The sequence below is a fragment of the Nonomuraea sp. NPDC049141 genome (genome assembly GCF_040648415.1).
Classification (GTDB): domain Bacteria; phylum Actinomycetota; class Actinomycetes; order Streptosporangiales; family Streptosporangiaceae; genus Nonomuraea.
The window spans coordinates 249,301-261,914 of the sequence record NZ_JBEZDR010000007.1 but is presented as its reverse complement, the minus strand read 5'-3'; the positions used below and the strand labels follow the sequence as shown (position 1 = coordinate 261,914).

The window sequence follows — 12,614 nt, the reverse complement described above, 5'->3', positions numbered from 1 at the left end:
TGTACCCATCGGTTTCGTCACGGAGGACCCTCATGCCATTCCGCCGGAACTTGTGGCGCAGAGCCTGGACGGCCGCAGTCGCCGTACTGCTGGCCGGATTCGGGCTCGCCACCGTCCAGAGCGCGGCCGACGCCGCCGTGTCGTGTTCGGCCACCTATACCAAGAGCTGGGACAGCGGCAGCGGGTTCGGCGCCACCATAACGGTGACCAACACCGGTGACCCGTTGACCACTTGGGCACTGAGCTTCGACTTCCCCAACAATCAGGTGATCACCCAGATGTGGGAAGGCGTACCCACCCCGGCGACGCCCACCCCGGCGGGGGCGGTCATCACCATCAATCCGGTCTCCTACAACGCCGCCAAGGGCACCGGGGCGACCTGGACCGTCGGCTTCAACGGCACCTACACCGGGGGTGTCAACAACAACCCGCCCAGCGTCTCGTGCACCGGCAACGGTGCCGGCGGGACGCAGCAGGCGCTGGTGGCCTCCTCCACCAGCGTGAGCGTGCCCGAGGGCGGGACCGGCGGCTTCACGGTCCGCCTGCAGTCCCAGCCGGCCGCCAACGTGACGGTCACCAGCACAGCGGGCACCGGTGACAGCAACATCACCGTGACCGGCGGAGCCACCCTGACCTTCACCACGGCCAACTGGAACACCCCGCAAACGGTGACGTTGAGCGCTTCGGAAGACAGCGACACCACGAACGGCACCCGGCCGATCACCGTGGCGTCCAGCGGCTTGACCTCGGTGACGGTGAACGCCACCGAGGTCGACAACGACGGCAGCACGGGAGGCGCGGCACCCGCTCTGCACGTCTCGGGAAACCGGCTGGTCACCGCCGCCGGCGCCACCTACCGCCTGCTGGGCGTCAACCGGGCCAGCGGCGAGTTCGCCTGCGTACAGGGCAAGGGCATGTGGGACAGCGGCCCCGTGGATCAGGCCTCGGTCGACGCGATGAAGGCCTGGAACATCCACGCGGTCCGGATCCCGCTGAACGAGGAGTGCTGGAACGGCACCAACGGCACGCCCAGCGGCGCCACCTACCAGCAGAACGTCAAAACCTACGTGAACCTGCTGGTCGCCAACGGCATCACGCCGATCGTGGAGATGCACTGGAACTACGGCCAGTACACCGGCCAGGGCGCCGGTTGCTCGGACACCACGGCGACCTGCCAGAAGCCGATGCCCGACGCCCAGTACGCGCCGACGTTCTGGACCGGGGTGGCCAATGCCTTCAAGGGCAACAACGCGGTCGTCTTCGACCTGTTCAACGAGCCCTACCCGGACGCGGCCGCCAACTGGGACGCCACCGCCGGCTGGAAGTGCTGGCGCGACGGCGGCACCTGCACCGGCATCGGCTACCCGGTGGCCGGCATGCAGTCGCTGGTCAACACCGTGCGCGCCACCGGCGCCACCAATGTGATCATGCTCGGCGGACTGGCCTGGTCCAACGACCTGAGCCAGTGGCTGACGTACAAGCCGACCGACCCGACCGGCAACCTGATGGCCGCCTGGCACACCTACAACTTCAACACCTGCTCCAACACCGCCTGCTGGAACAGCCAGGTCGGCGCCGTCGCGGCCCAGGTGCCGGTGCACGCCGGTGAGATCGGCCAGAACTCCTGCGCCCACGACTACATCGACCAGGTCATGAGCTGGGCCGACGCGCACGGCGTCGGGTACACCGCCTGGACCTGGAACCCATGGGGCTGCAGCCAGGGCAACGTACTCATCACCGACTACAGCGGAACGCCCACCAGCACCTACGGCGAGGGCTTCAAGGCACACCTGCTCACCCAGAACCCACTCTCGTAGAACCACTCGGCCGGGTCCGTCAGTCGGCGGGCCCGGTTGTGCCCTCTACCTGGAGTCAGCCATGCGTCGCAGATCCCACCTGTACGCCTTCCTCACCGTGCTCCTCGTGGCGGTCGCCTTCGGCGTCGCCCTGCCCGCGCTGTCGGCGACGGCCCCCGTCCGCATCATGCCCCTCGGCGACTCCATCACCGCAGGACCCGGCTGCTGGCGCGCCCAGCTCTGGCACCACTTGCAGACCGCCGGATATACGAACATCGACTTCGTCGGCAGCGTCCCTGACGGCGGCTGCAACTACGGGTACTCGTACGACGGTGACAACGAGGGCCACGGCGGCTACGCCGCGACCGGCATCGCCGACCAGAACCAACTGCCGCCGTGGCTGAACGCGGCCAAACCCGACATCGTCCTCATGCACCTGGGCACCAACGACATGTGGGGCGGCTTCATCCCCACCAGCACCGTCCTCGCCGCGTACACCAAGCTGGTCGGCCAGATGCGGGCCAACAACCCCAACATGAAGATCATCGTAGCCAAGATCATCCCTATGAACCCGTCCGGCTGCCCCACCTGTGCGGCTGATGTGGTGGCACTCGACAACGCGATCCCGGGCTGGGCCGCCGGCCTCACGACCGTACAGTCGCCCATCGTCGTCGCCGACCTGTGGACCGGCTTCAACACGGCCACCGACACCGGCGACGGAGTCCACCCCAACGACACCGGCTTCCAGAAGATGGCCGACCGCTGGTACCCACCGCTCGCGCAAATCCTCAACGGCGTGACCCCACCGACCTCACCCTCCCCGTCGGTGACCCCGCCGCCGGCCCGGTGCACCGCCACGTACAAGGTGATCTCCCAGTGGGGCGGCGCCTTCCAAGGCGAGATCACCGTGAAGAACGACTCCTCAACCGCCTCCTCCGCCTGGACGACCACCTTCACCTTCGCCAACGGCCAGCAGATCACCCAATCCTGGAACACCACACTCACCCAGAACGGAGCCACCGTCACAGCACGCAACGCGAGCTACAACGGCAACCTGCCGGTCGGCGCGTCCACGACCTTCGGCTTCACCGCCACCTGGAACAACACCACCAACGCGCTACCCCAAGTGAGCTGTTCACTCAGCTGAGCATGTCGCGGGGCGCCGCCTCAATGTCAAATCTCAAAGAACCACTGGATCGGGTCCGTCATCTGGCGGGCCCGGCCACGTCGCCGGGAGCACAGTCAGAATGTTGTCGGGGATGCCAGTCTGATCGTCTTGTCTCCGCTCAGTTGTCCTCGCTCACTCCAGGTCGTAGACGGTCACCGGAATGCCTTGCTCAACGAGCCGGTGGGCGATGAGTGGTTCGATCCGGTCCCAGGTCCCGCCCGCCAGACCGCAGCCGATCCGTGGCATATGCACGCTCGCGCCAAGTTCGATGGCGGTAGCAGCGACGGCTTCCAGACCCCGGTCGATCGCGTCGTAGCGGATGGGCGGCCCGTCTTTGGTCGGCCGGGTTGGTCGCGTCGCCCGTGAGATAGGTGATCACAGCCTGGACCTTAGGCAGGGAGACCGACAATTCCTGTCGGACTGGCCTGGCAGGATCTCCAGCGTTTGACCCCAAAGATGTGGAGCCCAATGAACGCCGACGACTACGCCTGGTTTGACGACCACGACGAAAGTCTGGCCATGGCCTTCTGCATCACTTTCGTTCGAGGGCTGACCCCGCAGGAGGTGTTCGACCGGTTGGGCATCACCGCTGATCCTGAGGCGGACATCGAGAACTTCCTTGACGTGGGAGCGGTCGCCGCGAGCGCGGTCGAGGGCGGCACCATCCTCATCGAGCCCAACGGCTTCGCCGGGATACAGGACTCGGTGACCAAGCCGCTGTCGGTGGGAACGGTGACCGCTTCTGTGTTCCTGAACATCAACGCCCACCAGCACTTTGTCTACGCGGCCGATGGCCAGGTGGTGACCAGGTTCGAGCCTGACTACCCGGGCTCCCGGTCGGGCAGTGACGAGGATCGACTGCTGGCGCACATGGTCGAACTCGGCATGCCCACCGAGGATGTCGATGACGACGACGAGGACTGGGGCGATCCGATCCACACCGCGTTCGCGCTGGCTGAGCGGGCCACGGGAGTAAGGCTCACGCCACAGGCCCTCGACGGTCCGGCGCTCATCGGGTCCACCAGGCACCTCACCTGACATGGACGCCTGGGGGTGGCAGCTCCGCCAGGAACGGCAGATCACCGACCAGTTCGCCCGGGTGACGCCAAACAGCATCCTTGTCGCCGAGTTCCTGCTGCACATCGAGGGAGATCGGGCGTTGTTCCGGTGGGGCGAGCACTGTTCGTCAGCAGCGGAAACGTCAGTACCCCTCCGGCTCCTCGCCGCTGCTCTCGACGCGGATGTCCGGCTCACTTCTGGGCACGATCTCGGCTCCCTGTGGTTCGAGGCCCATGCGGCCTGACCAGACAGACACGACCGGCAGCGGAAATCCCCGTTCGACGCGGAGGACATGAGGGACACTTGACTCCATGTCCTCGTCGCCCCAGGAGCCTCAGCCTTTCGCGCATCTGAGTGCGCCGAATGCCACTCTCTACCGCGACGTCCTGCGTACCTTCGTCAGCGCCAAAGAGCGGTTCATCGTGCATCTGCGCCCCGAGGACGTGGCCGCCGAGCTGCGGCGTGACAGTGACGAGCAGTTGGCGGGCGCGCTGGACAAGCTGGTGGAGTGGGGCAATCTGCGCGCCGACGCCGACACCGGCCGAGTCACCACGGTCGAGGAGTTCCATCGCAAACGGCTGCTGTTCCAGCTCACCCCGGCCGGTCAGGCCGCCGAGCAGGCCATCGCGTTCTACGAGGAGGCGATCGGGCGGCGCGGCTCGCTGCAGTCGGTGGCGCTGGCCGACATCGCCGAGCAGTTGCAGTCGCTGGCCCTGCTCGCCGGGGAGGACGAACCCGACCCCGCGAGGGTGCACCTGCTGTTGCTGTCGCTGGCCGAGCGGTTCTCCTCGCTGGCCGACAACGCGCAGGCGTTCATGGCGTCGCTGCGGCGGGCCATCGACTTCTCCGACGGCGATGTGGAGGGGTTCGTCGCCTACAAGGAGCGGCTGATCGACTACATCAACCGGTTCATCGCCGACTTGGCCAACTCGGGTGCGCGGATCGCGGCGCTGCTCGTCGAGCTGGAGGGCAGCGATCACGAGCGGTTGCTGGTGCTGGCCGCCCGGCGTGAGGCCGCCGACGCGGTGCCGGACGGTGCGGAGCAGGGGCAGGCCCAGGAGAAGGCGCTCGGCTCGTGGCGGAACCGGTGGCGCGGGCTGACGGGCTGGTTCGTCAGCCAGGACGCTGGCCACCCGTCGCAGGCACGGCTGCTGCGGCAGGCGGCGGTGACCGCGATCAAGCAGCTCATCGACACGGTCGGGCTGCTCAACGAGCGGCGGGCGGGCCGCTCCGACCGTACGGCCGACTTCCGTACGCTGGCCCGCTGGTTCGCCGAGGCGCCCGATGAGGCATCGATGCACCGGCTGTGGCGGGCGGCGTTCGGGCTGAGCTCGGCTCGGCATCTGAGCGTCACCGCGTCGACGCTGGACGAATGGCAGGACGTGCCGGCCGCCACGCCCTGGGCGCAGGCGCCGCCGATCAGGATCTCGCCGCAGCTGCGCCGTACCGGCTCCTATGAGCGGCGGGGCAAGCCGAACAAGGTGACCGACCGCACGCGTGCTCGCCGGCTGCTGCTGGAGCAGGCCGAGCGCGAGGCGGCCGAGACCGCTGCGGCGCGGGCGCGGCTGCGTACGGACGGGCCGGTGCTGCTGTCGGAGCTGGACGTGCTCGATCCGCGTGCGTTCCGGCTCTTCCTCGGTCTGCTGGGCGACGCGCTGGCCGCGCGGCACCCGGACGACGTCGAGGTGAAGACCGTGACGAGCGACGGCTCCCTTGAGGTATGGCTGGCATTGGTCCCCGGCGGCGACCTGGTCGAGATCCGTACCGACGACGGCGTGCTGACCGGGCCGGAGCACGTCGTCGAGATCACCGACCTGATGGTGGCGCCGTGACGCCGGAGGAGGAGCAGGCCCAGCGGCGTACCGCGCTGCGTGCCCTGCTGTCCGCCCCGCTGCTGCGCGATCCGGACAAGCTGGTGCTGGTCCGACGCCACCTGAGCGAACTGCGCGACTGGCTGACCCGCGAGACGGGCTGGCGGCTGGTCGTCGACTCCGAGAGCGCGCGGTTGTTCAAGACGGCGCCCGACCCGTCCGACGCCACCCATCCCGCCCGCGGCAGGGCCGGCGAACCGTACGGCCGGCGGCGCTATGTGGTGCTCTGCCTGGCCCTGGCCATGCTGGAGCGGGCCGACGCGCAGACCACGCTCGGCGGGCTCGCCGAAGATGTGCTGAGCGCGGCGGCTGAGCCGGAGCTGGACTTCGCCTTCACCCTGGACAGCCGCCAGGAGCGGGCCGACCTGGTGGCGGTGGTGCGTACGCTCATCGACTGGGGCGTGCTGCGCAAGGTCGCGGGCGACGAGGACGCCTATCTGTCGGCCACCGGCGACGTCCTGTACGACGTGCGCAGACCGGTGCTGGCCGCCCTGCTCACGGGCACCCGCGGCCCGTCCACCATCACCGCCGAGTCCTTTGGCGCGCGGATCGCGGAGCTGGCGGCCGAGCCGGTCGCCGACACCGACGACCTGCGTAACCAGGCGCTGCGCCGCCGCCTCACCCGGCGGCTTCTGGAGGATCCGGTCGTCTACTACACCGATCTGGACGAGGCCGAACGCGCGTACCTGACCTCCCAGCGGCACGCGATCACCCGCCGGATCGAGGAGGCCACCGGCCTGGTCGCCGAGGTCCGCGCCGAGGGCATCGCGATGGCCGACCCCGACGACGAGCTGACCGACGTACGCATGCCCGAGCAGCGTACTGACGGCCACATCACGCTGCTGGTGGCCGAGCTGCTCGCCGCGCGCGGCGAGCAGAGCATGGAAGAGCTCAGGAGTTTCGTACAGCAGGCCGCCCGCGATCACACGTCCTTCTGGCGCAAGGGCGTGACCGAGCCGGGCGCCGAGGACGGCCTGCTGGCCACGGCACTGGGCAAGCTGACCGCGTTGCGCCTGGCCGAAGTCCACCATGACACGGTCGCCGGGCTGCCGGCGATCGCCCGCTACGCCCTCGACGCACCCGTCGTCAAAGGATCGTGATGCTCCCCCAGCCCACCTCAGAACGCTGGAAGCCGCTGCGTGCCGGCCTGGTCGACCTGTTCTACTACGACGTGGAGGAGTTCCACTTCCACGACGGACGGTTGCTGCTGCGTGGCAACAACGGCACGGGCAAGTCGAAGGTGCTGGCCCTGACCCTGCCGTTCCTGCTGGACGGCGAACTGGCCCCGCACCGGGTCGAACCCGACGGCGACCGGCAGAAGCGGATGGAGTGGAACCTCCTGCTCGGCGGCAAACACCCGCATACCGAGCGACTGGGCTACGCCTGGCTGGAGTTCGGCCGCCGCGCGGCCGACGGCACCCGCGAGTTCCGTACGATCGGCTGCGGGCTCAAGGCGGTCAAGGACCGTGGCATTATACGGCACTGGTTCTTCGTCACGCCCCAGCGGCCCGGCCTCGACCTGCACCTGCTGTCCGCCACCGGGGTGGTGCTGACTAGGGAGAAGCTGAGCGAGGCCGTTGAGGGCCACGGCATGGTGTACGACCGGGCGGCCGACTATCGGCGGGCGGTGGACGAGGCGATGTTCGGCCTCGGCGAATACCGCTACGAAGCGCTGGTTAACCTGCTCATCCAGCTCCGCCAGCCCCAGTTGTCCAAGAAGCCGGACGAGAGGCTGCTGTCCAGGGCTCTCACCGAGGCGCTGCCGCCGCTCAGCCCCGCCCTGATCGCCACCGTCGCCGAGGCGTTCCGCGGCCTGGACGAGGAGCGCGACGCCCTGCGCGGGCTGGAGGAGGCCCGCGCCGCCGCAGCCGCGTTCCTCACCCATTACCGCCGGTACGCCACCATCGCCGCCAAGCGCAAAGCGGCAGGCCCCCGCCTGGCGCACAGCCGCTACGAACATCTGGGCCGTGACCTGGGCGAGGCGGAAGCCCGGCAGACCGCCGCGGAAGCCAGGCTGGAGGACCTCGACGACCTGCTCTCGGACCTGGCCACGCGGCAGAACCAGTTGGAGGCTCGCCGGAACGCCCTCCAGGAGAGCCCGGAGATGCGCTCCGCCGAGCGGCTCAAGCAGGCCGGCGAAGAAGCCCGGCGGCTGGGCGAGCACGCGAGCCGCGCCGACCGCGATCGAGACCGCCTGACTCAGCAGGTCGACAAGATGCGCGGACGGGCGGACACCACCCAGCTCAAGGCCGACCAGGCGGCCACCGCGCTGACGGCCGCCCAGGAGCAGACGGCGCGGGCGGCCCGCGAGGCCAGGCTGCCCAGCGAGCCACGCGCGGCTGGGTTGCCTGGCGAGCCACGCGCGTCCGGGCTGGCCGGCGAGCCGCTGGACAGGTCGGCGGCTGAGGCGCTCGCCACCCGGCAGGAACAGGCCGTGGCCGAGCTCGAACGGCTGCTCCACGCCGTCGTTCAGGCCGAGTCCCGGCTGGCCGCGGCCCGCGCGGAAGTGGACCGGCTGACCGGCGAACTCCAGGCGTCGGCCGTACGCATCGCCGCCGCGGAAGAGGCCACGGCCGCCAGGATCACCGAGCTCGTCCAGGCGTACACGCTCTACCTGGCCGGACTGACCGAGCTGCGACTGGAGGACCCCGACGGCGTGCTCGCCGAACTGGCGACCTGGGCGAGCACCGCAGACGCGGCCAATCCGGCGGAAGCCGCCGTCAACGACGCCGTCCGCACCGCCACCGCCGCGCTCGCCCGCCGCGGCGCCGAACTGGACGCGGCCCTGACCACGGCCCGCCAGACGGCCCGGGAGCTGGGGGAGGAGATCGTCAGGCTGGAGGCGGGCGGTCACGATGCCCCGCCCGTGCCGCACACCCGAGGTGCCGCCCGCGATGGCCGTCCGGGCGCACCTCTGTGGCGGGCCGTGGACTTCGCGGACGCGGTGCCCGCCGAGCACCGGGCCGGACTGGAAGCGGCGCTGGAAGCGGCGGGCATCCTCGACGCCTGGCTGACTCCCGCCGGAACCCTCCTGGCCGAGGACGACACGACCATCGTCGCGGGGACGCCGGTTTCCGGGCCGTCCTGCGCCGTCGTGCTGCGCCCCGCCGTCGACCGGGCCGACCCACGGGCCGCCGCGCTGCCGGACGCCGCCGTGCACGCCGTACTGTCCGCGATCGGGCTGGGGCCGGGCGCGGCGACGTGGGTCGCGGTCGACGGCCGGTGGGGCAACGGAGTGCTGGCCGGATCCTGGCACAAGGACAGCGCCGACTACATCGGCGAAGGCGCCCGGGAAGCGGCCAGACGGGCCAGGCTGGCCGCGCTCCGGGCAGAACTCGTCCGGGTCGACGCGCAGATCACCGCGTTGCGCGAGGAACTGGCCGCGCTGGTCGTACGCCAGGATGACCTCGCCGCAGAGCAGCGGGCGTTGCCGCCGGACGCGAGCGTCCGAGAGGCGCACGTCAAGCTGGCGGCCGAGCACGAGCGGCGCGGCCAGTTGGCGACCGAACACGGCGACGCCGAGCGGGTCGCGGAGGACCGGCAGGGTGAGCTGGGCGGTGCGCGGGAGCGGGCGGCGGAGTTCGCGGGTGACGTAGGCCTGCCCGTCGTCGCTGAGGAGCTGGCCGCGGTCAAAGCGGGCCTGGCCGCGTACCGGCTGGCGCTGGCCGAGCTCTGGCCCGCCGCGCAGGCGGCGCGCACGGCCGCGGAGGCCGCGCGGGAGGCCGCCGACGACCTCGCGCAGGCCCGCGAGTCGCTGACCGATGCGGCCTCGGTGGCAGCCGAGGCGCGCGAGCAGGCGGAAGCCGCCGCTGAGACCTACCGGGAACTGACCGAGACCGCGGGCGCCGCCGTGGAAGAGCTGTTCGGCCGACTCGAAGAGGTACGGCTCCAGCTGCGCGAACGCGCGAAACAGGAACAACAGGCCCGGACCGACCAGCAGCAGGCGCTGACCGAGCGGGGTAGGGCCGAGGCCACCAGCGCGAGCCTGCGCCGCCAGATCAAGGAGGCGGCCGACCTTCGTGACGACGAGGTACGCGAGTTCCGGGCGTTCGCCGCGACCGGGCTGATGCGGGTCGCGCTGCCCGAGCTCGACATCCCCGATCCGGCCGCCGAATGGGCGGCCACCCCCGCCGTGCACCTGGCCAGGACCGTCAACGCCTCGCTTGAGAGCGTCGATGACGGCGAGGGGCCCTGGGACCGGGTACAGAAGAAGATCGCGGAGGAGCACAAACTGCTCTCGGACGCCATGGCCAGGCATGGCCACTCGGTCGGCCTGACCCTGCGCGAAGGCGTCATGGTGGTGGACGTGCTCTTTCAGGGCCGTACCCGGGAAGTGCCCGGCCTGGTGGCGGCGCTCGGCGAGGAGACCGAGCACCGCGCCCGGCTGCTGTCGGCCAAAGAGCGCGAGATCCTGGAGAACCACCTGCTCAACGAGGTCGCGGGCACGCTACAGGAACTGATCACCGCGGCCGAGGCCGAGGTACGCGAGATGAACGCCGAACTGGCCGCCCGCCCCACGTCCACCGGCATGCGGTTGCGTCTGCTGTGGAAACAGGCCAGGAACGCCCCCGAAGGGCTCGATCGCGTACGGGACAAGCTCCGGCAGATCGTCGACGCCTGGTCGCTGGAGGATCGGGCGGCGGTCGGGGCGTTCCTTCAGGAGCGGATCGCCCGCGAACACGCCGACAACCCGGCGGCGGGCTGGACCGAGGCGCTGACCAGGGCGTTGGACTATCGGACCTGGCACGAGTTCGCCATCCAGCGGCTCCAGGACGGGCAGTGGCGGCCGGCCACCGGGCCTGCCTCGGGTGGTGAGCGGGTGCTGGCCGCGTCCGTTCCGTTGTTCGCCGCCGCGTCGGCGCACTACAAGTCGGCGGGGAATCCGTACACTCCGCGGCTGGTGGCGCTGGATGAGGCGTTCGCCGGGGTGGATGATGATTCGCGGGCCAAGTGTCTGGGGCTGCTGGCTACCTTTGACATGGACGTTGTGATGACCAGCGAGCGTGAGTGGGGTTGTTATCCGTCGGTGCCGGGATTGGCGATCTGCCAGTTGACCAGGCGGGACGGGATCGACGCCGTGCTGGTGACGCCGTGGCGGTGGGATGGGCGGGAGCGGACACGGGCCGAGCGGCCCCAGGCCATGGCCGATGCCGTCAACGCCGAGCCTGGCTCCGCCACCTCCGCCACCTCCGCCACCTCGGCCGCGGATGCTTCCTCCACCTCCACCGCCGTACAGGACAGCCTGCTTTGACGGGCGGAGATGCGGTGGGAGAGGGTTTGACCAGCAACGGGTTGACCGGTGAGGAGCGGCTGCGGCGGTTGCTGGGCGGCGAGGAGACGGCGTGGCTCGTCGAACGCGCCCGGCAGCGCCTCGAACGCGGCCGGCCACTCACCGGCACGATCACCCTCGGCACCGCCTCCGCAGCGCAGCGCCGCGCGGCCGAACTACTGCTCGGCCGCCGCGCGGGCACGGGCATCTCGCTGTCGGTCTCTTTGGAGGAGGTGGACCGAGTGCTGCGCGCCAGCGGCGCCGCCCCGAACGGCCTCCACGAGGCGGTGGTACGACTCCGCGGCCCCCTACGTGACCTGGCCGGGGAACGGGAGGCGTCGGCGTCGGCCTGGCGGGAGGCGTTCGGAAACCTCGACACCGCGACAGCCAACCGCCCCGAGCTGGCCGGATGGCGGGCCTGGCTGGAGTCCACCGGCCTGGTCAGGCGACTCGCCCCGGATCCGGACCAGGCACGGCACCTGCTCAACCAGCTGGCCAGGGTGGTGGCCCGGCTGCCGTCGCCCGGCCTGCCCATCGGCCGCCTGGCCGCGCAGACCACCGGTGACGCCCACGCACTGGACGAGGGGCGGCCGTTGGGGACGCTCGCGCTGTCGGTGGCCAAGGCGCTCACCGGCCGCGCCTACCCCGGGGAAGGCGGCGCGGACGCACGCCGCGCCGCGTGGGCGGCTGTCGGCGTGCACCTCGACGACCTGTCCTCGCTGGTGCTCTGCCTCGGTCTGCCGGGCGACGATCGGACGCCGACCGGGCACATGCTGGCGGCGGCCCGTGCCGCAGGGGAGCCCTGCGTTCTGACCCTGCGCCAGCTCCGCCGCCACGACGGACCACTGTCCTCTGCCGGGTTGGTGCGGATCTGCGAGAACCCCGTCGTGGTGGCGGCCGCCGCCGACGAACTGGGGCCGTCCTGCCCGCCGCTGGTCTGCGGTGGCGGCCGGCCGTCGGCGGCCGTCTGGCGGCTGCTCGATCTGCTGTCGGAGGGCGGCGGGCGGTTCGCGTACCACGGCGACTTCGACTGGGGCGGCGTCGCGATCGCCGCGGCCGTCCACGACCGGTACGGCTTCGAGCCTTGGCGCTTCGACACCGCCGCCTACGAGGCGGCGCTCTCTCCGGCCGGACCCTCTTCGGCGGCGCTTTCCGCGGCGGCGCCCTCTCCGGCAGCGGCCTCGCAAGCGGCTTCCCAAGCGGTGGCCTCCCAAGCGGGGGCCTCTCAAGGGGCGGTATCTCCGGCAGTGGCCTCCCAGGCGGCGTTGACCGGACGGCCGTGTCCGACGCCGTGGGATCCCGCCCTGGCGGAGGCGATGGAGCGCCACGCGGTCCGGGTGGAGGAAGAGCTCGTCCTGCCCGGCCTGCTCAGCGACCTGTCGCCAGGTCTCAGCGATCGAGGTAAGTGGTGACGGGATGGCTCTCGCGTACGCTAGCGGTCGCGGTGCAGT

Annotated in this window: 8 protein-coding genes; all 8 read left to right on the top strand. The window is 70.7% G+C overall.

Features of this window, described 5'->3' with window-relative positions; genetic code table 11:
- The first annotated feature begins 32 nt into the window (after positions 1 to 32).
- The 8 genes from AB0B91_RS22750 to AB0B91_RS22715 all read left to right on the top strand — a co-directional run bounded on the left by AB0B91_RS22750 (position 33) and on the right by AB0B91_RS22715 (position 12,575).
- Positions 33 to 1,817, top strand: a complete 1,785-nt coding sequence (locus AB0B91_RS22750; RefSeq protein WP_358322789.1) for a cellulase family glycosylhydrolase — start codon at positions 33 to 35, stop codon at positions 1,815 to 1,817.
- Between the two features lie 61 nt (positions 1,818 to 1,878).
- A complete protein-coding gene (locus AB0B91_RS22745) occupies positions 1,879 to 2,943 on the top strand; it encodes a cellulose binding domain-containing protein (RefSeq protein ID WP_358322786.1) in 1,065 nt (354 codons plus the stop codon).
- A gap of 489 nt (positions 2,944 to 3,432) precedes the next feature.
- Positions 3,433 to 4,002, top strand: coding sequence for a DUF6461 domain-containing protein (locus tag AB0B91_RS22740; RefSeq protein WP_358322785.1), 570 nt, complete (start codon positions 3,433 to 3,435; stop codon positions 4,000 to 4,002).
- 1 nt (position 4,003) lies between these two features.
- Positions 4,004 to 4,267, top strand: a complete 264-nt coding sequence (locus AB0B91_RS22735; RefSeq protein ID WP_358322782.1) for a hypothetical protein — start codon at positions 4,004 to 4,006, stop codon at positions 4,265 to 4,267.
- Between the two features lie 67 nt (positions 4,268 to 4,334).
- The gene (locus AB0B91_RS22730; protein ID WP_358322779.1) at positions 4,335 to 5,855 is read left to right on the top strand and encodes a TIGR02677 family protein; all 1,521 of its coding nucleotides are present in this window, start codon (positions 4,335 to 4,337) and stop codon (positions 5,853 to 5,855) included.
- Positions 5,852 to 6,994 carry a TIGR02678 family protein gene (locus tag AB0B91_RS22725; RefSeq protein WP_358322776.1) on the top strand — a complete coding sequence of 381 codons (1,143 nt, stop codon included), beginning with the start codon at positions 5,852 to 5,854 and terminating at the stop codon, positions 6,992 to 6,994. Before AB0B91_RS22730 ends, AB0B91_RS22725 begins: the two co-directional genes overlap by 4 nt.
- On the top strand, positions 6,994 to 11,145 hold the full coding sequence (locus AB0B91_RS22720; protein ID WP_358322773.1) for a TIGR02680 family protein: 4,152 nt from the start codon (positions 6,994 to 6,996) through the stop codon (positions 11,143 to 11,145). Before AB0B91_RS22725 ends, AB0B91_RS22720 begins: the two co-directional genes overlap by 1 nt.
- 14 nt (positions 11,146 to 11,159) lie before the next feature.
- Positions 11,160 to 12,575 (top strand): TIGR02679 family protein, encoded by a 1,416-nt coding sequence (locus AB0B91_RS22715; RefSeq protein ID WP_358322771.1) that lies wholly within the window; start codon positions 11,160 to 11,162, stop codon positions 12,573 to 12,575.
- The last annotated feature ends 39 nt before the right edge of the window (positions 12,576 to 12,614 follow it).

Bases quoted from the DNA above. Each gene is read 5' to 3' on its own strand.
- AB0B91_RS22750 (WP_358322789.1), top strand. From the start codon at position 33: ATGCCATTCCGCCGGAACTTGTGGCGCAGAGCCTGGACGGCCGCAGTC.
- AB0B91_RS22745 (WP_358322786.1), top strand. From the start codon at position 1,879: ATGCGTCGCAGATCCCACCTGTACGCCTTCCTCACCGTGCTCCTCGTG.
- AB0B91_RS22740 (WP_358322785.1), top strand. From the start codon at position 3,433: ATGAACGCCGACGACTACGCCTGGTTTGACGACCACGACGAAAGTCTG.
- AB0B91_RS22735 (WP_358322782.1), top strand. From the start codon at position 4,004: ATGGACGCCTGGGGGTGGCAGCTCCGCCAGGAACGGCAGATCACCGAC.
- AB0B91_RS22730 (WP_358322779.1), top strand. From the start codon at position 4,335: ATGTCCTCGTCGCCCCAGGAGCCTCAGCCTTTCGCGCATCTGAGTGCG.
- AB0B91_RS22720 (WP_358322773.1), top strand. From the start codon at position 6,994: ATGCTCCCCCAGCCCACCTCAGAACGCTGGAAGCCGCTGCGTGCCGGC.